Source organism: Parageobacillus caldoxylosilyticus NBRC 107762, assembly GCF_000632715.1.
Taxonomy (GTDB): domain Bacteria; phylum Bacillota; class Bacilli; order Bacillales; family Anoxybacillaceae; genus Saccharococcus; species Saccharococcus caldoxylosilyticus.
In genome coordinates, this window is record NZ_BAWO01000010.1 from 21,226 (window position 1) to 47,324 (window position 26,099).

Sequence of the window (26,099 nt, forward strand, 5' to 3'; positions counted from 1 at the left end):
ATTTCCCCCTCTATCAATTTTATGATTTAATCAACCGGCAGCACAGCGGTCTGCTTCAGCAGCAGCCACTTGACGTGCCAGCTGAACAAAAACTCCCACGCTTCTAAAAACTTCTTTGCCTCAAACGCATCCCGCCCCCAGACGGTAATGCCGTGATTGCGGATCAACACCGCGCCGGCATCCCCGTTGACATGCTTGGCGAATTCCTTAGCCAGCGTCGGAATGTGTGCGTAATTTGGAATAATCGGGATGCGGATCATCGCATCTTCTTCCCACAGCCCGAACGCTTTAATGATTTCTTGGCCGGAAAATGCGGCTTCCCCTTTATTTCCGTACAGCTCGGAAATAATATTATTGTCAACTGTATGGACGTGGAGGATGCAGCCGGCATTGGTCCGATTATAAATTTCCACATGCAGCAGCGTTTCTGCGGACGGCTTTAAATTTGTATTCTCGACCGGCTTTCCAAATGCGTCAACAAGCAAAAAATCTTCGTCGGTCTGCTTGCGCTTGTCTTTGCCGCTTGCGGTGACGAGGAAAGTAAGCGGCTCATCCGTCACCTTGATGGACAAGTTGCCGCTTGTGGCGAAAAACCAATCGCGCTCTGCCAGCTCTGCCTTGACTTCGGCCAGCTCCCTCCATTTTTTTACAACGATGCTCATACGTTTACCTCCATCGTCTGCAAAAAATGAATGACATCGAAAAACGTTGTAAACGGCGTGTGCGGAAGATCGAGCTCCTGACACTTGTCTAGCAGGAAATCGCGGGCAAAGACGTGGTCAGCCCGCTTCGCTACTTCCAAATCCGTAATCGAATCGCCGATCACGATATGAAATGCATCCGGCACCGCCAGTTTTCTCAACAAAGACGGCTTGCAGCAGCCGCAGCCGTTTTGACACTGGTCATCGCACGCATGCGGCCAGGTGATGCGGATCGTCTCGCCGCTGAAATCAGAGCCGTTGCAAAAGATGCGCTCTTTGTCGACCAGCCCTTTTAATAGCGGATAGACAAAGAAGTCGATACCGCCGCTGACGACATAAAGCGGAATATCATGCTCCTTCGTAAATGCGACAAATTCGCGAAACCCGTCGCGAAGACGGGCGGTCTGCAAAATGAAATCCGTAATTTCTTCCTTCCGACTCGATGGGAGCAGGGAAAACATTTTCCCCACCCCTTCCTGCACGGAGATGCGCTGCGCCAATATATCGTCTTTTAACGTTTCCCACTCGGGCGGCGCAAACTGCTTCATAATCGCGATAATGTTATCATTGTCCGTAATCGTTCCGTCAAAATCGCAAAAGATCACTCGTTTAGTCATGATGTCACCTCTACTGCACCCCATAAGTCGATCGCTTTTTGCAGCGCCTCATTTTCGCGGGCTGCCTCGTGCAAAGATTTGCCGGCAAGCGCCGCATCGATGGCAGCTCGGAACGCTTTGCCACCGCCTGCCGCTCCGTCTGGATGGCCGTGGATGCCGCCGCCGGCGTTGACGATGCTATTGACGCCGAAATCGCGGAACAGAAGCGGCACCAGCCCTGGGTAAATGCCCGCTGACGGCACCGGAAACGCCTGTTTCAACGGCTCCTTCTCATCCGTTAATTCTTTGGCGATGCCAAGCGCCTCTTCTTTGTCGAGCGCGACGCTTCCGTACGGCGATGGGAAAAGGACAAAGTCGGCCCCGGCAAGACGAAGCAGCTTGCCAAGCAGCAAGGACGCTTTAACACCGTAAAATTCCGACGGGGTAAGCGCGCCGCTGAACGCCGGATGAGCCATAATCGGAATGGCGATCTCTTCATCCTCGCGCAATCCTTGCAATACGTCCAATCCGTAGGTAAAGACGTTAAACAGCAATACATCGGCGCCTAGCTCCACCGCACGCTTTGCTTTTTCTTTCAATTCGAACGTTTTGCCGGTTAAATTGACGGCATATAACGTCCGTTTCCCCGTCTGTTCGTACACTTCGTTGAGCACCGCTTTGCCTGCTGTAATCCGTTTTTCAAACGGCAGCAAATCGCTGTCAAATACAATTTCATCATCCTTGACAAGATCGACACCGCCAAGAGCCTGCTGCTTCAGCTGTTCGGTTAAATACGCTAAATCGCGGCCGATAATGCCTTTAAAAATGCTCATGAGAAGCGGACGGTCATATACATTGACTTTTCGGCGAATCCCGTCGATGCCAAAGCGCGGTCCCGGAAATTGTTTTTTCCAAGCGTCAGGAAGCGTTACATCTAGCAATTTTACTTCACCGTCTAAAGACAGCTTGCCGAACACCGTTGCCAAAAGCGCCGGAATGTCAGCGCTGAAATTGACTGTCGGATAAGCGATTTGCACGATCGCGCGCTTCAGCCGTTTGCCAAAATACTGATTTGCCCGTTCGCTTTCTTCCAGCTCTTGTATATGGACGACTTCCCCTTTATGTTTGCGCAGCTGCTCTTGTTCCAGCAGAGGCAGGTCGGTCCATGTTCCGACCGTTAAGCCAAGAGCGATTCCTTCTGCTTTTTTCTTTATGTCTTTCTCGTCATGAATAACATAGGTGGCAATGAGTTGGCTCATGTTCATCCCTCTTTCTCTATCAAAAAAGCCTCTTCATAAGAAGAGGCATTGAAAATTGACACTCTTCTTATCTCTCAGCGTTTCCGCTGCAAGAATTAGCACCGTGCTTCGCGATCACCGCCAAGCCGGTTGCCGGGCTTCATCGGGCTTGTCCCTCCACCTACTCTTGATAAGAATGCTTGTAATATTGTATTCACTTTTCGAACAATTCGTGCTTACAAATTTTATAGTAAGAATGCTTACAATATTGTATTCGCTTTTCGAACAATTCGTGCTTGCAAATTTAATTTGAATTATGACAGTATTTTTTGACGTTGTCAATCACTTTTTTCGCTTTCGAAAAGACAAAGCTTGCCAATCCGCTCCGCTGCTTCTTGCAAACGGGCTTCGCTCGTCAATAAGCCAACGCGTACATAGCCTTCCCCATGCTCGCCAAATCCGATTCCCGGCGCGACAGCCACATGCGCTTTTTCAAGCAAATAATCGGAAAAACGTTCCGACGTCCACCCATGTGGCACCGGCAGCCACGCGAAAAACGAGCCTTTTGGAGGCGCAACATCCCAGCCGATTTGCCGCAATGCCGCTATAAACGTATTGCGCCGCGATTCATACAAGGAGACAAGCTCTTCAACGCAGCGTTGCGAGGAAAGAAGGGCGGTTGCTGCCGCTTCCTGAATCGCGCCAAACAGGCTGACGTATAAATGATCCTGAAGCAAATTAATCGCCGCAATCACGCTTTCATTGCCGACGGCAAATGCGACGCGCCAGCCCGCCATATTATACGTTTTCGAAAACGTATAAATTTCCACGCCGGTGTCTTTTGCCCCTTCTGCCTGAAGGAAGCTAACCGGTTTTTTTCCATCAAAGCCAATCGCACCGTAAGCAAAATCATGGACGACGCAAATCCCGTGCTTGGCGGCAAACGACACCGTTTCCTCGAAAAATTCCTGCGAAGCAGTCGCTCCGGTTGGATTATTTGGATAATTTAAAAACATAAGTTTAGCTTTTTCTGCAATATGGCGAGGAATGTCACTATAATCAGGCAAAAATTCGTGTTCGGCACGCAATGGCATCATCACCATTTTTGCACGCGCCAGCGCAATCCCCGACCAATAGTCAGGATACCCCGGGTCAGGAACGAGCACGATATCACCAGGATTCACGAGGCATTGCGGAATCTCGACAAGCCCCGCTTTACCGCCAAACAAAATGGCGACTTCTTTTTCGGGGTCAACGGTCACGCCGTATTCCCGTTCGTAAAACTCGGCAACCGCCTGTTTCAAAAAAGAATACCCTTGAAACGGCGAATATTTGTGATATTTCGGGTTTGCCACCGCCTTTTGCATCGCTTCAACGATATGCGGCGGTGTCGGCTGATCCGGATTTCCTTGCCCTAAATTGATGACATCGTATCCTTCCGCGATTTTTTTGGCTACTTTCGCGACTAATGAGGCGAAAAACTGCTTTGGAAGCCCTTCTAACAGGTCGGATAACGGAAATTGTTTTGTCATGCTTAACACCTTCTCAAAAATTTCTTGAAATTCTAGTGCAACATCATATATCGTAAAAATCAAAATGTAAAGTAAATTTTTTCGAGGTGAACACGAATGACATTAAAAATTGCCTGCCTGCAGCTGGATATTGTCTTCGGCAGTCCGCACGAAAACGAACAGGTTGTAGAAAGAGAAATAGAAAAAATTGCAAAAGAACGTCCGGATGTCATCGTTCTTCCTGAACTATGGACGACTGGCTATGACTTAACTCGTCTCGATGAAATCGCCGATGAAAACGGCGAACGCGCGAAAACGTTCATTACAAAACTAGCAAAATCGTACCGCGTCCATCTTGTTGCCGGTTCAGTCGCCAAAAAAACGGCAAAAGGCGTGACAAACACGATGTATGTCGTCGACCGAAACGGCACGGTCGTTGGCGAATACAGCAAACTGCACCTCTTTCAGTTGATGGATGAGCATCTTTACCTCCAGCCTGGGGAGGATACCGGTTTATTTACGCTCGAAAACACCTTATGCGCCGGTGTCATTTGCTATGACATCCGCTTTCCGGAATGGATCCGCGTCCATGCGGTCCAGGGGGCGGAAGTGCTGTTTGTCGTTGCCCAGTGGCCGCTCCCCCGCCTTGCCCATTGGCGCACGCTGCTTGCGGCGCGCGCCATTGAAAATCAATGCTATGTCGTCGCTTGCAACCGCGCCGGCAGCGACCCGAACAACGTGTTTGCCGGCCATTCCATGATCATCGATCCATGGGGGGAAATCATTGCCGAGGCGAGCGAGGAGCCTTGCGCACTCACGGCGCAAATCGATTTGCAAAAAGTGCAGGAAGTGCGGGCGCGCATCCCGATTTTTGCCGACCGCCGTCCTGAATATTATCAGGCGGCAGAAAAAAATTTTACAAAAAGTATTGACAAATAAATTCGTCAGCGTGTATGATTCGAATCAAACGCACAAATATTTTCTAACATAAGCAAAAATTCGAAAAATGAATATACTGAAAATACTCTTATCAAGAGTTGGCTGAGGGAATTGGCCCAATGAAGCCCAGCAACCGACCGTAATACTATCGTGAGATAGGGCGCACGTTTTTTCGGCGCCGGAAGTTCCACCTTCCGCAGGGCACGGTGCTAAGTCCAACAGAAAGACTCGTTCTTTCTGGAAGATAAGAGGTGCGAAGAATTGGAATCTTCAAGCCTCTTTCTACGCAGAAAGAGGCTTTTTAATTTAGTTATGAAGGGGGATTTTATTCCAATGTCGATCTCACATTCATCCGTTTATGAACCGTTAACAGAACAAGGAGCCATTTCTTTAGCCGTGCGCCTCGGCCTCTTCCGCGAAGGAGCGCCGCTTGTCTGCCGGGAAATCGGGGACGGTAACCTTAATCTCGTTTTCCGCATCGTCGATAAAGAAGCGAAAAAAGGAATTATCATCAAACAAGCCCTTCCATATGCGAAAGTCGTTGGGGAAAGCTGGCCGCTCACCTTAAAACGCGCGGTAATCGAAAGCAATGCGCTGCGCACATTTGCCGGCTATGCGCCGCAATATGTACCAAAAGTTTACTATTCCGATGAATCTTTAGCCATTACCGTGATGGAAGACTTGTCGCGTTTGCAAATTGCCCGCAAAGGCTTGATTGAAGGGAAAACATATCCACTTCTATCTCAGCATATCGGCGAATTTATCGCAAAAACGTTATTTTACACGTCGGATTTCGGCATGAATCAGCAAGAAAAAAAACAGCTGGCGCAAAGCTTTGTCAATCCGGAACTGTGCAAAATCACGGAAGATCTTGTATTTACCGATCCGTTTTTTAATCATGAAACGAACAACTTTGAAGAAGAACTGCGCGACGATGTCGAATCGCTTTGGAACGATGACAAGCTTCACTTAGAGGTTGCCAAATTAAAGCGCAAGTTTTTAACCGAAGGGGATGCACTCATTCACGGTGACTTGCACACAGGCAGCATTTTCGCCAGCGACAAAGAAACGAAAATCATTGATCCAGAGTTTGCGTTTTACGGTCCATTTGGATTTGACATCGGTCAGTTTTTCGCAAACTTGCTGTTAAATGCGTTGTCCCGCCCAGAATCGCAGCAAGAGCCGTTATTTGCTCATATTGACAACACATGGAAAGTATTTACAACCGTCTTTTCTGAACTTTGGCATACGCACAATGTCGAACCGTATGCGAAAACGAAAGGACTATTAGAAGAGGTGCTGCATCATACCTTTGTCGATGCGATCGGCTTTGCCGGCTGCGAAGTGATCCGCCGCACAATTGGCTTGGCACATGTCGCCGACCTGGACGGCATCGAAAATAAAGAGGAACGTTTGCAAGCAAAACGCCACGCGCTTCGCCTTGGCAGAAGCCTTATCTTGCGACGTGAAACATTATCTAGCATCAAAGAAATTCGTTCTCTTTTCGCCCAAACAGTGCTAGCACCAACGAATTAACACAATGAAAGGAAGAACCATATGGCAGAACCATTCGCAATCCCGCGCTCTGTAGAATGGAACGACACGCATATTACGATTTTAAATCAACAAAAGCTGCCGTTAGTGACGGAATATTTGCAATTGGAAAATATTGAAGACGTTTGGGAGGCGATTGCGTCGCTGAAAGTGCGCGGCGCCCCGGCAATCGGCATTGCCGCCGCTTACGGCCTCGCGCTTGCCGCCCGGCAATATGAAACAGAATCACTGGAACATTTTAAAAAACAGTTGCAAAAAGACCGTGACTACTTAGCAAGCGCCCGGCCAACAGCAGTCAATCTGTTTTGGGCGCTGGACCGCCTTGTTGCCAGCATCGCCCATGCTTCCTCTGTCAATGAAGCAAAAACAACGCTCGTCCATGAAGCGATTCGCATTCAAATTGAAGATGAGGACGTTTGCCGGCGAATCGGGGAACATGCGCTTTCCTTGTTTCAAAACGGCGACCGCATTTTAACGATTTGCAACGCCGGATCGATCGCCACCGCCCGTTACGGCACGGCGCTTGCCCCGTTTTATTTGGCGAAAGAAAAAGGAATGAATCTGCACGTGTACGCGTCGGAAACACGCCCTGTCCTGCAAGGGGCAAGATTGACGACGTGGGAATTAATGCAGGCTGGCGTAGATGTGACGCTTATTACCGATAATATGGCGGCACAAACGATCAAGGCGAAAAACATTACCGCCGTCATCGTCGGCGCCGACCGCATTGCCGCCAACGGCGATACAGCCAATAAAATTGGCACGTTTGGCCTTGCCTTGCTGGCTAAAGCATTCGGCATTCCGTTTTATGTAGCCGCGCCGCTGTCAACGATCGATTTAGCGACAAAAACAGGAGAAGAAATTCCAATCGAGGAACGCAAACCAGAGGAAGTGACACATATCGCCGGAACGCCGATCGCCCCGGAAGGAGTAAACGTCTATAATCCGGCCTTTGACGTTACGCCGCACCATCTCATTACGGCTATCATTACCGAACAAGGCATCATTCGCGGCAATTATGAAACGGAACTTCCAGCACTATTTGCAAAGGGGGAACAGCATGAAGCGATTTAGACTTAACTATTTATTGGCACTTCTTTTTTCCGCTATCGTCATCCTTAGCGGCTGCATGAACGAACAAGATGCCGTCAGTCCGAAACCGGCCAAACAAGAAAACGGCACGGCTGAGAAAACGGCCGAAACGACGGCGGCGGCAACCGAACAAGCAGAAATCCCTGATAAATTAAAGAAACCGATTAAAATCGCCGCCATTATGCAAATGTCGATTGGCACCTTTTCTTCGCAATATATCGCCGGGGTAAAAGAACAAGTGCAAAAATTTGGCGGCGAAGTGCAAATTTACAATGCGGACAACGATTTAACGAAAATGGCTTCTTATGTCGAAACAGCGATTACGCAAAACGTTGATGCGATTCTATTAGACCATGGCCGGGCGGATGCGCTCGAAGGACCGGTGAAAAAGGCGGTCGCGAAAGGCATTCCTGTCGTCGCGTTTGACAACGATTTAAACATCCCAGGCGTAACGGTCATTGACCAAGACGACTACAGCCTCGCCTGGAAGACGTTAAAAACGTTGGCCGAAGACTTAAACGGCGAAGGAAACATCGTCACGATTTGGGTCGGCGGATTTACACCGATGGAGCGGCGCCATGTGATTTACGATGCGTTTAAAAAACGCTATCCGAACATCAAAGAAGTGGCGAAATTCGGTACAGCCAGCGCCAATACCGCCTTGGACACGCAAACGCAAATGGAAGCGATTTTGAAAAAATATCCGAATAAAGGCGATATTGATGCGGTGTTTGCGACTTGGGACGAATTTGCCAAAGGCGCAACGCGAGCGATCGAGCAAGCAGGACGCAATGAAATTAAAGTATATGGCATCGATTTAAGCGATGAAGATTTGCAAATAATGCAAAAACCAAACAGCCCGTGGGTCGCTACGACCGCAACAGACCCGGCGGAAGTCGGCCGCGTTCAAGTCCGCTTTGCTTATCAAAAAATCGCCGGGGAAAGAACGCCAAACATTTATTCGCTAGAACCGCATTTAGTCAAACGATCCGATTTGCCTAACCAACAAGTGTCGATGAAAGACCTCCACCAATACATCGCCGGATGGGGACAGTCGAATGTGGCGGTTTCCCCTTGGATGAAAACGCTGGAAGCACAGGTGAAGAACAAATGAGCGGTCTTTATATGAATCATATTTATAAATCGTTTGGAACTATCAACGTATTAAACGGCGTGAGCCTCCATGTTCAACCTGGGGAAGTTCACGCCCTTTTAGGGATGAATGGCGCCGGCAAAAGCACATTAATGAAAATTCTGGCAGGCGATCTTTCCCCTGATCAAGGTACGATTACCATTGATGGGAAAGAGCAGCAGTTTTCCTCGCCTGCTGATGCCAAAAAGGCGGGCATTGGTTTAGTGGTTCAGGAAGTCGATACGGCTCTCTTTCCCGCCTTGACTGTCTATGAAAATATTGCCGCCGATGAGATCGCAAAGACAAAACAAAAGCCACTGCTTTCATGGAAACAACAAAAAGAACGGGCTGCAGAGCTGTTGCGCCGAGTCGGCCTGTCGATTTCGCCGGCCAAACTCATTCGCGAATGTTCCCTGCATGAAAAACAGCTGATTGTTCTGGCAAAAGTCCTGTCTTCTTCAGCACGCTACATCATTTTGGATGAGCCGACCGCCGCGCTGAGCGAGACGGAAACAAAGCGGCTGTTTACGATTATCAATGAACTTAAAGCGCAAGGCGTTTCCTTTATCTATATTTCTCACAAATTAAAGGAAATTAAAGAAATTTGCGACCGCGTCACGATTTTGCGCGATGGGAACGTCGTCCACCATGGCGATGTTGCCTCTCTTTCTCTAGAAGAAATGATCCGCTATATGGTAGGACGCTCTTACACAACGGCGCAAAGGGAAACCCGCACATACGGGGATGATCGTCTTTTTGAAGTGAAACAGCTTCATATCGCTAAAACAAATACAACGGTCGACCTCTACGTTCATAAAGGGGAAATTGTTGGCATCGCCGGACTTGTCGGAGCGGGAAAAACGGAGCTGGCGGAAAGTTTAATTGCCAGCAGCAAAACAACCGGCGAATGGTGGATCGACGGAAAACGTTATGCATTTGCTTCCCCAAAAGAGGCGATTGCGGCCGGCATTTGCTTAATTCCGGAAGAACGGAGAAAACAAGGACTTTTTCTTCAGGAACCAGTTCGCACCAATCTTACCGTCCGGCTACTATCTTCATTAACGAAATGGCTGTGGGTGCGGCAAAAAAAAGAAACATCCGTTGCCAAACAGCTTGTCGATTCCTTGCAAATTCATCCGCCTTTCCTGTCGACGAGCGTGCGGCAATTAAGCGGCGGCAACCAGCAAAAAGTCGTGATCGGGAAATGGTTAAAAACCGATGCGCGCATATTCATTTTTGACGAACCGACAAAAGGAATTGACATCAACGCCAAGCAAGAAGTATTTTCAATCATCCGTTCCCTTGCCGACGAAGGGAAAGCGATTTTGTATTTAACAAGCGAATTTCAAGAACTGCTTGATATTGCCGATACGATTTACATCATGGTGGACGGCAAGCTGATCAAACGCGTGCCCGCCCATGACATCACCTATGAACAACTCATTTATTACTGCAGCGGAGGTGAGATGGATGGCACAGCCAGCCGTTTCGGTCGCCAAGAAAAAGCAAGCGCCATCTCTTCTTGAATTTTTATATAAACATGGCACATTGCTTGCCATTCTCGTTGTCATCGCCTATTTTGGCATCACACAAGACCGCTTTTTTACGTACGAAAATTTCAGCGATATTTTGCGCTCGATTTCCATCGTCACGCTCGTTGCGATTGGCATTACGTTTTCCCTTATTGTCGATGGATTTGATTTATCCGTCGGCTCGACCGTCAGCCTGGCAACCATCGCCAGCGCCGCGGCGCTCGTATTATACCGCCAGGAAATTCTCGTTACTTTGCTTGTTCCGCTTTTACTGGGAATTGCCGTCGGCTTGTTAAACTCGTTATTAATTGTGAAATTAAAATTGCCGGATTTATTGGCTACACTGGCAACGATGTACGCGATTAACGGTGTGCAGCTGACATATACGAAAGGATTTTCCATTTACAACGACATGCCGCTTCCAGACGGAGGAACGGCGCCGGGCAAATTTATTCCTTCTTTTTTATTTATCGGTCAAGGGGAAGTGTTCGGCATTCCGTTTTCCGTTTTGCTTATGTTAATCATTGTCATTGCTTCCCATTTGTTTTTGACGTACACCAAACCGGGAAGATTGTTTTATATGACGGGGGAAAATCTTGAAGCAGCACGGCTTTCGGGTATTCCTGTCAACCGCTATCGCACGTATGCATATGTCATCAGCGGGTTTTTCGCGGCGCTTGGCGGCATTGTTCTCGCCTCCCGCATCGGAACCGGGCAAGTATCGGCCGGAGCTTCCTTTTTAATGGACGGCGTAGCGGCCGCATATATCGGCTTTTCCGTATTTGGCGCCGGAAAGCCGAATGTCATCGGCACGCTGTTTGGCTCGATTTTAATGGGGGTTTTGCTCAACGGATTGACGATGATGAACGTTCCATATTATGCTCAGGATATTATTAAAGGGGTTATTTTAGTAGGAGCGCTCGCTTTATCGCATATACAAAAAAAATAGGAATGTTTCATTCATGCGCATAAAAAACTAGAAGCGGACCGCAGCTTCTAGTTTTTTTCTGTCATACTATACCGTTGCTCGAGCTTGAGCAGCTGCGCCTTGACATCGATGCGGCTGCCAGCGTATCCCGTCAGCGCACGGTTTTTTCCAATCACCCGATGGCAAGGAACGACAATGGCCAGCTCGTTGGCCCGGTTTGCTTGTCCTACCGCCCGCACCGCTTTAGGGCGGCCGATTTTACTCGCAATATCACTGTAGCTAACCGTCGTTCCGTACGGAATTTCACAAAGCGCCTGCCATACTTGTTCTTGAAAATCCGTTCCTTTCCATTTCAAAGGCAGGTTAAACGTTTTCCGTCTGCCCCGAAAATATTCATCGAGCTGTGAGACAGCATTTTCTAATAAGGAAGAACGGCTTTTTATCATTTCATATTGCTGGCAAAGCTCGCGCCAATCTTCCTCAAACAGCTGGACACTGACGATCGCTTCACCGTCGGAAACGACATAGATATTTCCGAGCAAATCAGATGGATAGATGCTGAATTCAAATTTCATCATGATCGTCCTCTTTCTCTACTCTTTTGATCGGGAGGGTAATATGGAATGTTGTACCGACGCCAACTTCGCTTTCTACATCAATTTTTCCTTGGTGTTCCTCTATAATTTTATAGCTCACCATCAATCCTAGTCCAGTGCCGCGCTCTTTTGTGGTATAAAACGGCTCGCCGAGCTTTTTAATTTTATCTTTCGGAATGCCGCATCCTTGGTCAGTAATGGAAATGCGAATGTGGTTGTCGTCGCTCTGCCGGATGCGAACGGTAACATCTCCGCCTTTTGGCATCACTTCAATCGCATTTTTTAATATATTGATAAACACTTGCTTTAGTTGGTTTGGCTCGCAATAAATAGGCGGGAGCTGCGGGGCGAAATCCGCGATAATCTGCACGCTGTGCATCATCGCTTGCACGTTGATTAAATCGATCGTATCCTGCATGATTTTGCATATGTCGTTTTGCTGGTATTGAATCGCCTGTGGCTTGGCAAGAACGAGAAATTCGGTAATAATGGATTCAATCCGCTTTAATTCAGACATAATGACGTTAAAATACATCGAATAATCTTCTTTAATGCTTCCTTGCAGCAACTGAATAAATCCTTTCAGCGCCGTCATTGGATTGCGGATTTCATGAGCAATGCCTGCGGCCAGTTCTCCCACTACATTCAAGGTATCTGATTTTCTTAGCTGCAGCTCCATCTCCTTTCTTTCGGTAATATCGCGGAGCATCATCATTCCAACGCCAGGGATGATTTCCTTTTTGAGTGCAAATTCGATAATTTTCTGCTTGCCATCATTGGAAAAGTCGACCTCGGCATACGCTTCGCCAACGCGTTCGCTTTGTTGGATCAACTTACGGAAATGCTTGCGCGCCTTTTCCGGTATAAATTCTGTAATCGGCCGGTGAAGCAGTTGTTCTTTCCCCGCTTGGAATATTTCACAGGCGATCGGGTTTACGTCCAAAATGCGATACCCTTGGCCCCATAACAATATTCCATCCATCGCATGGTCAAAAATGCTGCGGAATTTCTGCTCGCTTTCGCGAAGTTCCCTTTCTATTTTTCTCCGTTCCGTCACGTTGCGGAAAATCGTCAAATGATATCCATCTATTGCCCCTTTTTTCATCGTAAATTCCAGCTGTTTGTCTTCTCCGTTCGGCATATGAAACGTCAGTTCATCGCGGATTTCCCCTTTTTTGCGAAATTCCGCAAAAATGCGCTTTACTTTCTCATCGTTATGGTCAAGGAAATCAAGCAGATTTTTCCGCACAAGCAAATTCAGCGGCAGTTCGAACGTCCGGCTTGCGGCACGGTTGGCATTTAAAATATACCCATAGTCATCCCATATTAAAATCGCCTCGTGCGCCTGCTCGAAAATGGCGCGAAACCTTTCTTCGCTTTTTTGCAGTTTAATCTCCATGTTTTTCCGATCGGTCACATCGCGCATAATTGCCATATAAAAACCGCTATATACATTGGATGTCGTTGTCAGTTCAAACATTTTGACCGTGCCGTCCAAACGAACGAGAGACAGCTCCCCTTTTGCCGTTCCTTTTTCTTTCAGCTCGGCAAGCAGGCGGACAAAATCATCGACATCTTCTTTGGCGATGAACTGCTGAAATGACAGATTCAACAATTTCGCCTTCTCTAGATTTAAACTCATGCAAAAAGCGGGATTCACATCGATAAACCGGCCGAATTCGTCAAAAATAACAATGCTGTCCACCGCCCGGTTAAACACATCTTTAAACAAAAACTCATGCATAATCCGTTCCCGCTCCAATGCTTTATGTGCGGAAATATCGCGCATAATCACCAAATCATATTCGTTAAACGCATCTTTTTTCATGGAAAACTCAATATGCTTCACTTTTCCGTTCGCCAGCTTGATCAACAGCTCGTCGCTGAATGAACCAAACTTATGTAACATCGACTGCTGAAACATTAAAATATCCGGTGGGACTAACTCGAGAAACATCGACAATTTTTTGCCAATAAGCTCGCATTTATCCATTTCAAACAGTTTGCAAGCCGCTTCATTCACATCAACAAACTCACCGTGTTTATTAAAAATGACAATCGCGTCTAATGAACGTTCAAAAATGATTGAATAGCTGTTTAACCGTTCCTTTAACCGTCTATTTTCTTCTTCTAACAATCTTACGTCCACTACTACGTTTTTTTCTTCACGGGGAGAAAGGTTACGGCTCATATTGATCTCTCCTTCTCCATACCATATCAAATTAATATATATTCTCTATGGAAAATTTTACTCCTCCCCTGTTTTTTAAAAATTCCATACAAATAAATTTTTGCAATATTCGACAAGTTTTTTTCCTTTTTCTTTTGTCTAAAATATGATATATTAAAGTGTTGTTTTTTTATGCATTGGCAAAGGGGTTTGTTCCGATGAAAATTATTTGTACAACACTAAACGCGAAATATATTCATATGAACTTAGCGATTCGTTACTTAAAAGCGTATGCCCAGCCGGAATTTGATATAGAGCTTGTCGAATATACCATTAAAGATCCGGCAATGAACATTGTGACCGACCTTTATCGAAGAAAGCCGGATATTATCGGATTTAGCTGTTATATTTGGAACATTGAAGAAACGATTAAAGTGGTGAAAATACTAAAAAAAGTCGCTCCCGACGTTACGATCGTGGTGGGCGGACCGGAAGTATCCTATGATGTGAGCGAATGGATGAAGACGGTGCCGGAGTTTGATTTTATTGTCATCGGCGAAGGAGAAGAGACATTTAAACAGTTTTTGCTGGAGATGCAAGGAAACCGCGATTTCCGTCATATTCATGGACTCGCGTTCCGCGATAATGGAAACATCGTAATTAACCCGCAGCGAAATAAGATTCGCTTAACGGACATGCCTTCGCCGTTTCGCTTTCCGGAGGATATTCCACATTTGCCGAAACGCATCGTCTATGTCGAAACAAGCCGTGGCTGCCCGTTCAGCTGCCAGTTTTGCCTATCTTCCATCGAGGTCGGCGTGCGCTATTTCGACCGCGAAAAAATTAAAGAAGATATCCGCTATTTAATGAAGCATGGCGCGCGCACGATTAAATTCGTCGACCGCACTTTCAACATCAGCCGCAGCTACGCGATGGATATGTTTCAATTTCTTATTGACGAACATGTTCCTGGGACGGTGTTTCAATTTGAAATTACCGCCGATATTATGCGCCCCGAGGTCATTGAGTTTTTAAATAAAGAAGCGCCGCCGGGGCTGTTCCGCTTTGAGATCGGAGTACAATCGACAAACGATGAAGTCAACCGGTTGATTATGCGCAAGCAAAATTTTGCCAAGCTAACGCGCACGGTCACGATGATTAAAGAAGGCGGAAAGATTGCGCAGCACCTCGATTTAATTGCCGGCCTTCCGGAAGAAGACTATACATCATTCCGCAAAACGTTTAACGACGTTTTCGCGCTCCGTCCCGAAGAATTGCAGCTCGGCTTTTTAAAAATGCTTCGCGGCACCGGCCTTCGCCTTCGCGCGAAAGACTACGGCTACGTATTTATGGACCACGCCCCATACGAAGTCTTGCAAAATAATGTGCTTTCTTTTGATGACATCATCCGCATTAAACAAGTGGAAGATGTGTTAGAGAAATATTGGAACGCGCATCGGATGGATGAGACGATCGAATATTTGGTAACAAGCGTATTCCCATCGCCGTTTGATTTCTTCCAAGAATTCGGCACATACTGGGAGGAACGCGGCTGGGCGAAAATCGGACATCAGCTCGAAGACTTATTCCGCCGTCTATATGAATTTTTGCAGACCAAAAAACTGGATGAACTTCCAATCATTGAAGCGTTAATGAAATATGACTATTTACGCAACCAAAAACATAAACCGCGCAAACCATGGTGGGAAGAAAAAACAGACAAATCGCTACGTTCCTCCCTTTATCGCCAGTTGCTTGAACATCCGGAACAGTTGGGGAACGAATTCGTATCACTGGAACTGAATGAAAAAGAATTATTTAAACATACGGTCATGGAAATGATCGAATTTGACATCGGCCATTATAAAAAAACAAAAGAAATACGTCTTATTCCAACGGTGATGATTGCTTATTTTGATCCCGTTCAATTGCAGACGAAAATTTTTTCCGCACCGCTATCTTCCTTTTCGAATGTGGCAATAAAAAAGTAGGGAGGCGCTTCCCTACTTTTTCTTTTGCTTTTTCTGTTGTTTCATTTCTTCCATTAGCTGAAACGGCTGGTGGGCGTTAAAGTCGCCAAATTCAAACGCCATTTCCTCGCGTGCTTCGTTATATAGACGCTCTCGTTTTTCTTCTCCCGACTTCATTGTCCGTCTCCTTGGCGCCCTTTTTTCGAATTGCGGTTCGCCCCGCGGATCATGTCTTCTTCTCCCGCATACTGGGCGGCAAATTCCGTATCCGGCAAGCTTTCTGTCGGCGTCTTATTATTGTTTTTCGCCGCATCAAATTTCACTTTCCGCTTCATTCTTGATCTCCCTCCTGAGAAGTTTTCTCATGTTTATAAGCGATTAAAACGATTTCTTCCCCTGTTTCTTCACGCAACTGTTTTTCCAGCTCTTGCACTTTTTTTAATGTCCGCTCTTGCAGGCGAGCAACTGGAAATGAACTGCTTTTCATGGGCATCCCCCTTTGCCATTTTTCTTATTTTCCCTTAAACACGGCATGGTTTATTCATAAAAAATATATTTTCGTTCACACTACAATAGAGGTGATCAACATGGATAAAGATAAAAAAGCCGAATCGCCAATTCTTGATGAGACCATGCCTCATCAAATCCATGCTCCATCATTCAAAGGAACTGGTATAAACATGCAGGCTCCATTTGTCAATAAATATGGTGTTGTGATTGGCGACAGCAAATATAACTCGCCAAATTCGCCGCTGAATCACTGGAGCGATGATATCGATCCAAGCATGATGGCAGGCGAGGAATGGGTGCACCCAACCAACGACATCGGCTGGAATGCCGAGGAAAATCGCGAGCTTCTCGAAGCAAAACGTCAGTCACAAGGGGTTCCATTTATGCACCCAAGCCTTGATACAAGCTATGGGCAAGATTAGCCTAAAGTCTCGCTTTCCTTTCCTCGTTTCGCGACAAAATTTATTGACGTTTTTCAAAAAGCAAAAAAGGGATATCCTCACTATTGTGATATCCCTTTTTCTATGCTTGTGCTGCTATATTTAATCCGTTTACGGGTTTACATCGCTCTTTTCATCAAAGAGTTCGTATGCATGTTTCGCGTCATCGAAAGGAAGCCGATGAGTAATCATATCAAGTCATTGCTTTGCTTTTACATCTTTGCCCCCTGGAAATATTACTGCTTTCCTGTTGCTTTCTCTCCTTCATTTTCTGGTTGAATCGCTATAAATGTGATGGCACTGGCAAGAAAACATAATGCAACTAACAGAAACAGCAGCGTGGACATCTCCCTTTTCATCAGCAGTGCAGCAAGCGGTGGTCCCGCAGCGACACCGATAAATCTTAGTGAACTATAAAACGAGGTCACCGTTCCCCGTTCTTTTTTTTCAATTCCTTCCGTAATCAGCGCATCCAAACACGGCAGCATTACGCCAATGCCAATGCCGGCAAGCGAAAAAAAAGCAACCATCCACCAAAGAGACGGAAAAAACTTGACGGCCATGATCGCCGCTCCGGCAAGCACACCGCCAGCGGCAATTACCCATTTCATTAACGTTTTATTTTCACCGATTTTCTTTCCCGTAATAAACGATGCCGCACAAAGCGCGCCAAGCGGAATGGCGAGCACCCATCCTTTTTTTATTCCATCGATGCCACAATTTTCAAGACGGCTTGATAAGAAAAACAGAAACGCAAATAAAACGAGCATTAATAGACCTCCAATAGCAAAAATCGCATATAGCCAACGCCCTTCTCTTTGAAAAACCGTTTTTACATTTCGTAAAAATTGCCGAAATGGAGGGGGATGGTCCTGTTTCGAAGGAGATTTTACAAAAAAAAGCATCATCGCAAGCGAAAGAGCACAAAACAGCGGAAAGGAGAAAAACGGCAAAAACCAAACGATGCTTGCAAACATCGCTCCTAAGATCGGGCTTAATACTTTCCCAAACGTATTTGCTGTTTCAATGGTTCCTAGACAGCTGCTTGCCTCACTATCATTGGGAAATAAATCGCCGACAAGCGGCAGTACAACCGGAAATGCTCCCGCTGCTCCAAGTCCTTGCAACATCCTTCCTGCCACAATCATCCCGTACGGCTCATTCATTCTCCATGATGCCCATCCCGAAATAAGACCTCCAATAGCCGCCAGCAATAAACTTGGAATAATCACTTTCTTTCTCCCAATCCGGTCGCTTATATATCCAGCAATCGGTATAAAAACAATTGCGACAACCGAATACATCGTAATGAGCAGACTCGATTGGAATGAAGTAATATGCAGTTGCTTTTCGATGGTCGGCAACACTGGTATTAACATGGAATTTCCAAGCGTCATCACCAGCGGTATCGATGCAAGCGATGCAATCATCCATCCTTTTCCTAACGATTTTCTTGCCTGTTTCGGCACTTGCTGTATCCACTCCATTGTTCTTTCCTGCCTCTTATTTCATTCATGTTGTATGCTTATCATTTCCGTTTTTTCATGAAGCATACAAATAAAAAAGCCTTGCCCGTTATTGGACAAGGATATGAAAAATAAATAGTGCAAAAATCAGCTTTCCGAGCGCTTTTTTTAATTGGTAAAACCTTTCCCTTGTTAAGAACCCTGAAAAATCCATTAAATGATGGCGGATTCATGATTATAAAGATGACAACTACCAACGCAATACAAAATAGCTTATATAAGCCGGTAAATACGCGCCTCATGCGGCCGCATGTGCAACACACTGCCATTTTCTTGGATATCCGGATAATTACCAAGCACTACTTCCCGCTTGTATGCAGCTAGCGATACAGGAAGCTTATAGTCATTTGCATGGTCACAATGGTTAAGAACGATAAGCCAACGAACGTCATCTAGTTCACGTGTGTACGCATAAATATACGGCTCGTTTTCCGTATAGTCGTGGAATGTGCCATAATTTTCGATAACTCCCTGCAAATCGCCAACGCCATCTCCGTTCGAGTCGTAAAAACTGCGCCAATATACCTGATATACAACCGCTTCTTTCCACCATGTCCGCTTCATCGTTTTCCCCTCCGGCACTAGAAACTTTACATTTCAAATATGCTCCCTTGTCTTTGCCATTGAAACAATGGAAAAAGATAAGGGGCAAGCCTATATGAAAGACACCAAACTAACTATGCAGCTTGTCGACTTGGTAGATAGAGCGAAAGCCTTTTCCATTAACGAACAAGACCATATAGATTATTTTCCACCTGTAAATGAAATACCTTTGATAAAGTAACGATTGAAAAACGCATAAATGACTAACACTGGTAATGTAAATACCATTGAAGCTGCCATAATATAGTTCCAATAACTGATGTATTGGCCTTTAAAGCTGTTTAAACCGAGCGGCAAGGTGAAAAGTTGCGGATCCGACAAAATAATCAGCGGCCGCATAAAATCATTCCACGAGCCCATAAAGACAAAAATCGCTTGTGCCGCCAAGGCAGGACGGGCAAGCGGCAAAACAATGCGGAAAAAAATGCCGAGCCGGCTCAGTCCATCTAATGCTGCCGCTTCTTCTAATTCTTTCGGGAAATTAATAAAGAACTGCCGCATCATGAAAATAAAGGTAGCGTTAATCATCGTTGGTACAATCATTCCTTGATATGAATTCAACCAACCAAGCTGTTTTAAAATCAAATAGTTTGGAATCATCGTTACTTGAGCCGGAATCATTAATACCGCCAAAATAATGATAAACAACGACTTCTTCCCAGGAAATTGCAACCGTGCTAATGCATAACCCGCCATCGAGTTGAACAATAAATTCAATATGGTTACGGTCACCGCAATGATGACACTGTTCAAAAGCCAGCGTGGAAACATTGCTTGTTCGATAAAAATTTGTTTGTAATTATCAAGCGTAAAGTGTTTCGGAATAAAGGAAATCGTTCCACTAACGATTTCCTCCAGCGTTTTAAATGAAGAAGATAACGCCCATAAAAATGGAATTAATGTAATAATGGCATATGCAACAAGAACTACGTACAAAAGCGCTTTTCCAATTCCGATTTTCTTTTTCATTCCCCTTCCCCCTCCTCAATAGAGAGACTCTTCTTTCGAAAATTTTCGCTGCAATAACGTCGCGATTAAAATAATAATCGCTAGAACTACTGCTAATGCTGCCGCATATCCCATCGTTCCTAACGTTTTAAAAGCGTATTGATAAATGAGAAGAACGACGGTAAGGGTAGAGTTGTTTGGCCCCCCCGAACCGGCGGAGAAAATATAAGACTGATCGAATAATTGGAACGTACCAATGAGCCCCATGATGACAACAAATGATGTCACTGGCCGCAAATATGGTACCGTTACGTACCAAAATTTTTGCAACACATTGGCTCCATCCAGCTCTGCGGCTTCATAAAGTGAATCTGGAATATCTTGCAATGCAGCCAAGTAAATCACCATGAAGTATGGAGCAGTAGACCAAATGTTCATGATCATAATTGCGTTCAGTGCTACATCTGGATCACCTATCCAGTTATAAGTTGGCAATCCCAACACTTTCAAGACATGATTAATAAGTCCGTTTTGATTATACATCCACATAAAAATAAGGGTTAATACCGCAGAGGAGGTAAGCGTCGGCAAAAAGTATACGATTCGAAAAAACTTTTGTCCTTTCAATCCTGCGTTTAATGTTGCAGCTAACACAAGCGCCAATATGGTCTGACACGGGACTACAATGACAACATACTTAAGTGTATTCCAAAACGCGATTTTTGCCCGTGTATCATGTACAATGCGCTGAAAATTATCCAGGCCGACAAACTCAAATGTTGTTGTTCCAAGCATTTGCACTTTATGAAACGCAAGGAAAATCGCAAAAACAATAGGGCCAACGATGAATAAAAGCAAAACAAATAACGTTGGTGACATTAATAAATAGCCTGCTCCTGTTTCTCTCCACATTTTCTTTGAAAATGTTCGTTTCATCTCTCACATCTCCTTGCAGAGAATCGATTAAGCTATTCCCCTCTTTCTAGCATGGCAAACTTATCGTTACTAGAAAGAAGGGAACAGCCCAATAGGTATATTGGTTCTGGTAGAAGAAATACCTTCTACCAGAACCTTAACTTTGATTACTTACTTTCGATTTCTTTATTTGCGGTTTTTTCTGCTTCTTTTAGCGCCTTATCCAACGGCCGTTCTCCCAAAAAGGCACTGACAAACTGGTTATTAAAGTTGTTTACGATAATTGGCAAGTTCTTTCCTTTTTGCCATACCGTTGCATAAGAAGCCCCCGCTACCAGTGGGGCACGCAATGGATCTTTATCATATCCCAATTCTGCAGCAACGGATTTGCGTGTCGGCAGCGCATATCCTTTGCTGGTCCACGTTTTCATACCTTCTTTTCCCGTCAAATAGGAGATGAGTTCCCAAGCCGCCTTTTTCTTTTTCGAGTCTTTATTCATGACGTACGCCACCGTATAGGCCATCGTCGTCTTTTTGCCGTTAATCATTGGCACTTCAGCCGTTCCAAATTCTAAGTTCGGGAATGTATCTTGTAAAAACGGAATCGCCCAGTTTCCTTCAATCACCATTGCCGCCTTTCCTTGCCCAAACATCTCTCCGCCCCAATTCGCACCGACTTCACTAGGTTGTGCCGCTGATTTATCTTTTAAATGCATATCGATAATTGGCTGTAAAGCCTCTACTACTTTCGGATCAGCAAAGCTTGCTTTGTCATCTGTAACAACTTTTCCGCCTTTTGATTCAGCGATATAGTAAAGACGCGCTAACTCCGGCGCTACGCCAAAACCGTATACTTTTGTTCCTTTTGTTAATTTTTTGGCTACCTCGCGCAATTCATCCCATGTTTTTGGCACATCTATACCTGCTTCTTTAAACATTTTTTTGTTATAAAATAATGCTAATGTGGAATAATCTTTAGGGAATCCGTAAATATGTCCATCTTTTCCTTTAAACGCATCAAGTAACGGTTTTTCGAAATCATTAATGTCAAAATCATCGGTAACATATTTATCAAGCGGTTCTAACGCTCCTGTTTCAATTAAGGCAGGTGCTTCAAAGGCGTCAAGATAGAAAACGTCTGGACCTTCGCCGCCGATTAAACGGGTTTTAATGACATCCATATACTGCTCCGAAATGACTTCCAACTTCACTTTGATGTTCGGATGTTTCTTTTCAAATTCGTCTAGCGTTTGCTGCAATAGTTTTTGTTCACTCGGATTGCCGCCCCATCCGGCAAGCGTAACCTCTACTTTCTTCCCGCTGTTCCCGCTCGCATCTTGATTTGCGGCTTTCTCATTTCCTCCACCACAGCCAGCCAATACGCTTCCCATCAATACGGACGTAATGCCTAGAGCGGTTAACCACTTTTTCCCTTTCATGCCTTCCTACTCCCTTCCTTAAATTATTGATTTTCTATATAGACAGGAACGGCAATCCCACCCCTGCTATCAAACAATCACATCGTATCCTGTTGTGTTTTCATGAATGTCTACCTTTATTTCTTTTCCTTCCCGGGAAACGGTTAATGACAGCCGTCCATTTCCAATCGCCATATTTTCTACTTTGAGAACATTCATAGAGTCAAGCAAGGTTGGAGAAAGATGAATCTCCTTGCGCAGACCATTTGGAAACAGACCTAGCATCGCCTGAATAAAAACAAGTGGCGTTCCTGCCGCCCATGCTTGCGGTGAACAAGCAACTGGATACGGGATCGGTTTTCCAAACGAACGACTATATCCACAAAATAATTCAGGAAGGCGATCATATTCGAAATGGGACGCCGCTTCGATTAGCCCTTCCATTATCGTCAGCGCTTCCTTTGATTTTCCCAGTTTGCTTAGTCCTAATAAAATAATGCTGTTGTCATGTGGCCAGACGCTGCCGTTGTGATAACTCATCGGATTGTATCCTGCTTCCCCTTCCGCCATCGTCCGAATCCCATATCCGGAAAACATGTTCGGTGAGAGAAGCATTTGAATAACAGCATTTTGTCGCTGCGTATCTAACATACCAGCAAACAATACATGACCTGGGTTCGAAGTGATCGTGCCAACTTGTTGTTTTTTTCCGTCTAATGCAATTGCGTAAAATTGCACCTCTTCCATCCAAAATGCCTCATCAAACTTTTCTTTTAATTCCGCTGCCTGTCGGCGAAGCAGAGACGCACGATCCGGCTCACCAAGCTTCTCAAAAATATCAGCCAATCCTATTTTTGCCTGATACACGTATCCTTGGACTTCTACAAGCGCAATCGGAGGTTTTGCATACTCCCCATTTCGATGCACAATCGAATCCCTGGAATCCTTCCATCCTTGGTTAGCAATTCCTTTGCTTGACTCTTGATGATATTCGACAAATCCGTCTCCGTCGCGGTCTCCGTATTTATCAATCCATTGAAGTGCCGCCTCAATATGGGATTTCAACTGGCGAACCATATGATAATCTCCTGTCCATTTGACATATTCCGTAAGTAGAACTAAAAATAACGGAGTCGCATCAATCGTGCCATAATACGGCGTGAACGGAATTTGATTGGTGTTTGCCAGTTCACCAAAACGCAGCTCATGCATAATTTTTCCCGGCTGTTCATCGCGCCAAGGATCCAATTTTTTTCCTTGATACTGTGCCATCGTTATTAATGTTCCTTTTGCCACTTGCGGATAAAATGGCAGCATTTGCAACGCGGCGATGAGACTATCACGACCAAACGGAACGCCAAACCACGGGAGTCCGGCGACAGGAAACGGTCCATATCCCAAATCGGTTAATAATACCCGCAAATCAGCAATACCACGGTCTATCAAGCGTTGAAGCGGTTTATAATCCGTTGTTACTTTCGTAATTTTTTGGTGCCATTCATGGTAGGAAGCCTTAAGCCGGCGCAGCGCATCGTCTTTATCTATCATGATTTTTTGTGCAGTTTGCCCACCGATTTGCGGTTGAATCATGAAAGTAACCACCTGTTCTTCGCCATGGCGAAGTGAAAAAGAAAAGACTACTTCTCCTCTATCATCAACGGATACGGCGGGACGATCCCATGTAATAACCGTTGCCCGATGAATGTTATCCGCCCCTATGTAATGAAACGTCAATGTATTCCCATCAATGGTTTGGCCTGTACGATTGCCGACTTTTCCCGTTTGGAAGCCACGGACAATAAACATATCCGCGAAGTCGACATCGAATGAAACACTCATTTCAAATGCAATTGGTTTCGGAAAATAATTATTCAATTTGATCGTTTCATATAACACACCGTTATAAATAAAGCGTTTTCGTTCAATCTGTACGGATTCCCGCCATAAAACTGTTTGTCCTTCTTTTTCGATAGGCGGGTTGGTTAGCAAAATGGTTGCCATATAATTTTCAGCAGCATCCGAGGAAAGTAATACTGGCTCTTCTCCATTGATACGCAGCGAAAATTCACTTAAAAATCTTGTGTCTTTTGTATATAGACCTAACCCATAAGGATGGGATTTAGGAATATTCCCTTTTTCGTCTGTCAAAAAAAATACGTCGTTTTCTTTAATCACTCGATAGTCCATAGCAATCCCCCATTTAATCCGAAACGTTTTGGATTTTAGGTAAATCCAAAACGTTTTCATTTTTGGCACTCCTCTGCGAAACGAAACAAAGTGGATATATTCTGAATCCAAAACGTTTCCGATTATGCGCGGTGAAAAACCACAATGAAATTAATCGTAGTTTTTCACCGTCGACTCACGTATTTTTAATTCTGTTTCTAAAATCTTCACATGGGATGTCGCTTTCCCCTCAAGCATATGAATAAGCAGCTTCGCCGCTTCATATCCCATGGCAAATTTATTTTGGGCAATCGTTGACAATGGCGGGGTAGCATACGAAGCAAGAATAATATCATCATATCCGATGATTGCAACATCATCCGGAATCCGCTTTCCAAGCCGTTTTGCCGCTTTTATCACGCCCAGAGCCATTAAGTCACTGGCGCAAAAAAACGCGGTAATATGCGGATAGTTTGTTAACAAACGCAACGCTTCCCGTTCTGCATTATCCTCGCGAAATTCCCCATCTGCAATCCATTCTTCATGAATTGGCAATCCTGCTTCCAACAATGCCTCTTTAAATCCTTTTAGCCGCTGTTCGCTAACAAATGCATAACTGTATCCATTGATCATTGCAATGTTCTTATGTCCTAATGATATTAAATGCTCTACCGCCTTTTTTGCACCAAGCACGTTGTCAGTTGTCACGTATCCAACTGTTTCGGACTCAATTGGAATATCAATTAAAACACACGGAATATCACTTTCTACTACTTCTTGCAAATATGGATCGTCGCTGCGAATTCCTTGCAAAATCGCCCCATCTACTCGCCTTTCCCGGCATAGCTGTGTGTATGTTTTTTCCCGCTGTTTCGTTGAAGTGGTGCTGAATAGTACCATATCATAATCAACTTCGCTGACATATTGGTTAACTCCAGCCAGCACTTCAAATGTAAAATTATCCTTCGCGCTTTCCCTTGTTAATCCTGAAACAAGCAAGCCAATCGTTTTGGACTTGTTCATGACAAGACCGCGGGCAAGCGTATTTGGACTATAGTTTAACTGTTTAGCAATTTCAATGATTTTTTGTCTTGTTTTTTCATTAACGTCCGAATATCCGTTTAGTGCACGCGAAACTGTCGTAATGGAAACTCCGGCAACTTTAGCAATATCTTTAATCGTTGTCACAACTCTTCCTCCAAAACGTTTTGGATTGTTTTGCTGATTAAATTATAATCCACATCAGAAAGCGCTTGCAATATATTTTTTTGCCGACTCATGTCAAAAACTCACAGCAACCACTTCAATTCCCATCTATATAGGATTTGCAATCTACATATACTAAACTTGCCAAACAAATTACATTATGTTAGGAGGCTAAAAACAATGGCAAGATCGAGCAATAAACTTCTTGTTCCAGGAATTGAACAGGCATTAGAACAAATTAAATATGAAATTGCTCAGGAATTTGGTGTACAATTAGGAGCAAATACAGTTTCTCGTGCAAACGGATCTGTTGGCGGCGAAATTACAAAACGCTTGGTTGCTCAAGCACAAAGCCAACTTTCTGGATCTGGCTTCCAAAAAACAGAATAACGTGGCACTCAAAGCCGA

24 protein-coding genes, 1 pseudogene and 2 riboswitches are annotated in these 26,099 nt (G+C 45.0%); of the genes and pseudogenes, 9 read left to right on the top strand and 16 right to left on the bottom strand.

The window, feature by feature from the left end; genetic code table 11:
* Positions 1 to 26 precede the first annotated feature (26 nt).
* From GCA01S_RS04105 to GCA01S_RS04120, 4 genes and pseudogenes are all read right to left on the bottom strand, one after another.
* The gene (locus GCA01S_RS04105) at positions 27 to 662 is read right to left on the bottom strand and encodes a methylthioribulose 1-phosphate dehydratase (protein ID WP_042407457.1); all 636 of its coding nucleotides are present in this window, start codon (positions 660 to 662) and stop codon (positions 27 to 29) included.
* On the bottom strand, positions 659 to 1,318 hold the full coding sequence (mtnX, locus tag GCA01S_RS04110; RefSeq protein ID WP_042407459.1) for a 2-hydroxy-3-keto-5-methylthiopentenyl-1-phosphate phosphatase: 660 nt from the start codon (positions 1,316 to 1,318) through the stop codon (positions 659 to 661). The genes GCA01S_RS04105 and mtnX overlap by 4 nt, the downstream gene beginning before the upstream one ends.
* Positions 1,315 to 2,571, bottom strand: a pseudogene (gene mtnW / locus GCA01S_RS04115) (2,3-diketo-5-methylthiopentyl-1-phosphate enolase); the annotation flags it as partial. The pseudogene mtnW and the gene mtnX, both read right to left, overlap by 4 nt.
* Before the next feature lie 49 nt (positions 2,572 to 2,620).
* A riboswitch (SAM riboswitch) is annotated at positions 2,621 to 2,732 on the bottom strand.
* 141 nt (positions 2,733 to 2,873) lie between these two features.
* Positions 2,874 to 4,067: a pyridoxal phosphate-dependent aminotransferase gene (locus GCA01S_RS04120; RefSeq protein ID WP_042407463.1), complete on the bottom strand. Its 1,194-nt coding sequence runs from the start codon at positions 4,065 to 4,067 to the stop codon at positions 2,874 to 2,876.
* Positions 4,068 to 4,163: 96 nt separating this feature from the next.
* Here GCA01S_RS04120 and GCA01S_RS04125 point away from each other — a divergent pair, with 96 nt between their 5' ends.
* The 6 genes from GCA01S_RS04125 to GCA01S_RS04150 all read left to right on the top strand — a co-directional run bounded on the left by GCA01S_RS04125 (position 4,164) and on the right by GCA01S_RS04150 (position 11,244).
* Positions 4,164 to 4,985, top strand: coding sequence for a carbon-nitrogen family hydrolase (locus GCA01S_RS04125; RefSeq protein ID WP_042407465.1), 822 nt, complete (start codon positions 4,164 to 4,166; stop codon positions 4,983 to 4,985).
* Between the two features lie 85 nt (positions 4,986 to 5,070).
* Positions 5,071 to 5,236, top strand: a riboswitch (SAM riboswitch).
* An 82-nt stretch (positions 5,237 to 5,318) separates the two neighbouring features.
* Positions 5,319 to 6,521: an S-methyl-5-thioribose kinase gene (gene mtnK, locus GCA01S_RS04130; RefSeq protein ID WP_017436220.1), complete on the top strand. Its 1,203-nt coding sequence runs from the start codon at positions 5,319 to 5,321 to the stop codon at positions 6,519 to 6,521.
* A 21-nt stretch (positions 6,522 to 6,542) separates the two neighbouring features.
* A complete protein-coding gene (mtnA, locus tag GCA01S_RS04135) occupies positions 6,543 to 7,613 on the top strand; it encodes an S-methyl-5-thioribose-1-phosphate isomerase (protein WP_042407468.1) in 1,071 nt (356 codons plus the stop codon).
* Positions 7,600 to 8,745, top strand: coding sequence for a sugar ABC transporter substrate-binding protein (locus tag GCA01S_RS04140; RefSeq protein ID WP_042407470.1), 1,146 nt, complete (start codon positions 7,600 to 7,602; stop codon positions 8,743 to 8,745). Before mtnA ends, GCA01S_RS04140 begins: the two co-directional genes overlap by 14 nt.
* Positions 8,742 to 10,289, top strand: coding sequence for a sugar ABC transporter ATP-binding protein (locus GCA01S_RS04145; RefSeq protein ID WP_042407473.1), 1,548 nt, complete (start codon positions 8,742 to 8,744; stop codon positions 10,287 to 10,289). Before GCA01S_RS04140 ends, GCA01S_RS04145 begins: the two co-directional genes overlap by 4 nt.
* Positions 10,234 to 11,244, top strand: coding sequence for an ABC transporter permease (locus GCA01S_RS04150; RefSeq protein WP_017436224.1), 1,011 nt, complete (start codon positions 10,234 to 10,236; stop codon positions 11,242 to 11,244). Before GCA01S_RS04145 ends, GCA01S_RS04150 begins: the two co-directional genes overlap by 56 nt.
* A 47-nt stretch (positions 11,245 to 11,291) precedes the next feature.
* On the opposite strand, the gene GCA01S_RS04155 is transcribed toward GCA01S_RS04150, so the two are convergent.
* Positions 11,292 to 11,798 carry a methylated-DNA--[protein]-cysteine S-methyltransferase gene (locus GCA01S_RS04155; RefSeq protein WP_042407532.1) on the bottom strand — a complete coding sequence of 169 codons (507 nt, stop codon included), beginning with the start codon at positions 11,796 to 11,798 and terminating at the stop codon, positions 11,292 to 11,294.
* A complete protein-coding gene (locus GCA01S_RS04160; protein ID WP_042407478.1) occupies positions 11,788 to 14,010 on the bottom strand; it encodes a PAS domain-containing sensor histidine kinase in 2,223 nt (740 codons plus the stop codon). The genes GCA01S_RS04155 and GCA01S_RS04160 overlap by 11 nt, the downstream gene beginning before the upstream one ends.
* 197 nt (positions 14,011 to 14,207) lie before the next feature.
* Between GCA01S_RS04160 and GCA01S_RS04165 the strand changes: the two genes are divergently transcribed.
* Positions 14,208 to 15,980 (top strand): B12-binding domain-containing radical SAM protein, encoded by a 1,773-nt coding sequence (locus GCA01S_RS04165; RefSeq protein WP_017436227.1) that lies wholly within the window; start codon positions 14,208 to 14,210, stop codon positions 15,978 to 15,980.
* Between the two features lie 12 nt (positions 15,981 to 15,992).
* Here the strand turns inward: GCA01S_RS04165 and GCA01S_RS20470 are convergent, their stop codons facing one another.
* The 3 genes from GCA01S_RS20470 to GCA01S_RS20480 are packed head-to-tail and all read right to left on the bottom strand — an operon-like array spanning position 15,993 to position 16,446.
* Positions 15,993 to 16,136, bottom strand: a complete 144-nt coding sequence (locus GCA01S_RS20470; protein ID WP_017436228.1) for a hypothetical protein — start codon at positions 16,134 to 16,136, stop codon at positions 15,993 to 15,995.
* Positions 16,133 to 16,294, bottom strand: a complete 162-nt coding sequence (locus GCA01S_RS20475; protein WP_017436229.1) for a hypothetical protein — start codon at positions 16,292 to 16,294, stop codon at positions 16,133 to 16,135. Before GCA01S_RS20475 ends, GCA01S_RS20470 begins: the two co-directional genes overlap by 4 nt.
* The gene (locus GCA01S_RS20480; RefSeq protein WP_017436230.1) at positions 16,291 to 16,446 is read right to left on the bottom strand and encodes a hypothetical protein; all 156 of its coding nucleotides are present in this window, start codon (positions 16,444 to 16,446) and stop codon (positions 16,291 to 16,293) included. Before GCA01S_RS20480 ends, GCA01S_RS20475 begins: the two co-directional genes overlap by 4 nt.
* A gap of 100 nt (positions 16,447 to 16,546) precedes the next feature.
* On the opposite strand from GCA01S_RS20480, the gene GCA01S_RS04175 reads away from it, so the two are divergent.
* Complete coding sequence (locus GCA01S_RS04175; RefSeq protein WP_017436231.1) at positions 16,547 to 16,891, top strand: DUF3905 domain-containing protein; 345 nt, start codon at positions 16,547 to 16,549, stop codon at positions 16,889 to 16,891.
* A 254-nt stretch (positions 16,892 to 17,145) separates the two neighbouring features.
* On the opposite strand, the gene GCA01S_RS04180 is transcribed toward GCA01S_RS04175, so the two are convergent.
* From GCA01S_RS04180 to GCA01S_RS04210, 7 genes are all read right to left on the bottom strand, one after another.
* A complete protein-coding gene (locus tag GCA01S_RS04180) occupies positions 17,146 to 18,396 on the bottom strand; it encodes an MFS transporter (protein ID WP_042407480.1) in 1,251 nt (416 codons plus the stop codon).
* Positions 18,397 to 18,648: 252 nt separating this feature from the next.
* Positions 18,649 to 18,999 (bottom strand): alpha-glucosidase C-terminal domain-containing protein, encoded by a 351-nt coding sequence (locus GCA01S_RS04185; RefSeq protein ID WP_042407482.1) that lies wholly within the window; start codon positions 18,997 to 18,999, stop codon positions 18,649 to 18,651.
* A gap of 180 nt (positions 19,000 to 19,179) precedes the next feature.
* On the bottom strand, positions 19,180 to 20,007 hold the full coding sequence (locus tag GCA01S_RS04190) for a carbohydrate ABC transporter permease (RefSeq protein ID WP_042407484.1): 828 nt from the start codon (positions 20,005 to 20,007) through the stop codon (positions 19,180 to 19,182).
* Positions 20,008 to 20,022: 15 nt separating this feature from the next.
* On the bottom strand, positions 20,023 to 20,922 hold the full coding sequence (locus GCA01S_RS04195; protein WP_042407485.1) for a carbohydrate ABC transporter permease: 900 nt from the start codon (positions 20,920 to 20,922) through the stop codon (positions 20,023 to 20,025).
* A 146-nt stretch (positions 20,923 to 21,068) separates the two neighbouring features.
* Positions 21,069 to 22,340 carry an ABC transporter substrate-binding protein gene (locus GCA01S_RS04200; protein WP_042407487.1) on the bottom strand — a complete coding sequence of 424 codons (1,272 nt, stop codon included), beginning with the start codon at positions 22,338 to 22,340 and terminating at the stop codon, positions 21,069 to 21,071.
* 69 nt (positions 22,341 to 22,409) lie between these two features.
* A complete protein-coding gene (locus GCA01S_RS04205; protein WP_042407534.1) occupies positions 22,410 to 24,506 on the bottom strand; it encodes an amylo-alpha-1,6-glucosidase in 2,097 nt (698 codons plus the stop codon).
* A 150-nt stretch (positions 24,507 to 24,656) separates the two neighbouring features.
* Positions 24,657 to 25,673 (bottom strand): LacI family DNA-binding transcriptional regulator, encoded by a 1,017-nt coding sequence (locus tag GCA01S_RS04210; protein WP_017436238.1) that lies wholly within the window; start codon positions 25,671 to 25,673, stop codon positions 24,657 to 24,659.
* Positions 25,674 to 25,871: 198 nt separating this feature from the next.
* On the opposite strand from GCA01S_RS04210, the gene GCA01S_RS04215 reads away from it, so the two are divergent.
* Complete coding sequence (locus GCA01S_RS04215; RefSeq protein ID WP_017436240.1) at positions 25,872 to 26,081, top strand: alpha/beta-type small acid-soluble spore protein; 210 nt, start codon at positions 25,872 to 25,874, stop codon at positions 26,079 to 26,081.
* Positions 26,082 to 26,099: the final 18 nt, after the last annotated feature.

Coding starts and splice junctions, on each gene's coding strand:
- GCA01S_RS04105 (WP_042407457.1), bottom strand. CDS start 662: ATGAGCATCGTTGTAAAAAAATGGAGGGAGCTGGCCGAAGTCAAGGCA.
- mtnX (WP_042407459.1), bottom strand. CDS start 1,318: ATGACTAAACGAGTGATCTTTTGCGATTTTGACGGAACGATTACGGAC.
- GCA01S_RS04120 (WP_042407463.1), bottom strand. CDS start 4,067: ATGACAAAACAATTTCCGTTATCCGACCTGTTAGAAGGGCTTCCAAAG.
- GCA01S_RS04125 (WP_042407465.1), top strand. CDS start 4,164: ATGACATTAAAAATTGCCTGCCTGCAGCTGGATATTGTCTTCGGCAGT.
- mtnK (WP_017436220.1), top strand. CDS start 5,319: ATGTCGATCTCACATTCATCCGTTTATGAACCGTTAACAGAACAAGGA.
- mtnA (WP_042407468.1), top strand. CDS start 6,543: ATGGCAGAACCATTCGCAATCCCGCGCTCTGTAGAATGGAACGACACG.
- GCA01S_RS04140 (WP_042407470.1), top strand. CDS start 7,600: ATGAAGCGATTTAGACTTAACTATTTATTGGCACTTCTTTTTTCCGCT.
- GCA01S_RS04145 (WP_042407473.1), top strand. CDS start 8,742: ATGAGCGGTCTTTATATGAATCATATTTATAAATCGTTTGGAACTATC.
- GCA01S_RS04150 (WP_017436224.1), top strand. CDS start 10,234: ATGGCACAGCCAGCCGTTTCGGTCGCCAAGAAAAAGCAAGCGCCATCT.
- GCA01S_RS04155 (WP_042407532.1), bottom strand. CDS start 11,798: ATGAAATTTGAATTCAGCATCTATCCATCTGATTTGCTCGGAAATATC.
- GCA01S_RS04160 (WP_042407478.1), bottom strand. CDS start 14,010: ATGAGCCGTAACCTTTCTCCCCGTGAAGAAAAAAACGTAGTAGTGGAC.
- GCA01S_RS04165 (WP_017436227.1), top strand. CDS start 14,208: ATGAAAATTATTTGTACAACACTAAACGCGAAATATATTCATATGAAC.
- GCA01S_RS20470 (WP_017436228.1), bottom strand. CDS start 16,136: ATGAAGTCGGGAGAAGAAAAACGAGAGCGTCTATATAACGAAGCACGC.
- GCA01S_RS20475 (WP_017436229.1), bottom strand. CDS start 16,294: ATGAAGCGGAAAGTGAAATTTGATGCGGCGAAAAACAATAATAAGACG.
- GCA01S_RS20480 (WP_017436230.1), bottom strand. CDS start 16,446: ATGAAAAGCAGTTCATTTCCAGTTGCTCGCCTGCAAGAGCGGACATTA.
- GCA01S_RS04175 (WP_017436231.1), top strand. CDS start 16,547: ATGGATAAAGATAAAAAAGCCGAATCGCCAATTCTTGATGAGACCATG.
- GCA01S_RS04180 (WP_042407480.1), bottom strand. CDS start 18,396: ATGGAGTGGATACAGCAAGTGCCGAAACAGGCAAGAAAATCGTTAGGA.
- GCA01S_RS04185 (WP_042407482.1), bottom strand. CDS start 18,999: ATGAAGCGGACATGGTGGAAAGAAGCGGTTGTATATCAGGTATATTGG.
- GCA01S_RS04190 (WP_042407484.1), bottom strand. CDS start 20,007: ATGAAAAAGAAAATCGGAATTGGAAAAGCGCTTTTGTACGTAGTTCTT.
- GCA01S_RS04195 (WP_042407485.1), bottom strand. CDS start 20,922: ATGAAACGAACATTTTCAAAGAAAATGTGGAGAGAAACAGGAGCAGGC.
- GCA01S_RS04200 (WP_042407487.1), bottom strand. CDS start 22,340: ATGAAAGGGAAAAAGTGGTTAACCGCTCTAGGCATTACGTCCGTATTG.
- GCA01S_RS04205 (WP_042407534.1), bottom strand. CDS start 24,506: ATGGACTATCGAGTGATTAAAGAAAACGACGTATTTTTTTTGACAGAC.
- GCA01S_RS04215 (WP_017436240.1), top strand. CDS start 25,872: ATGGCAAGATCGAGCAATAAACTTCTTGTTCCAGGAATTGAACAGGCA.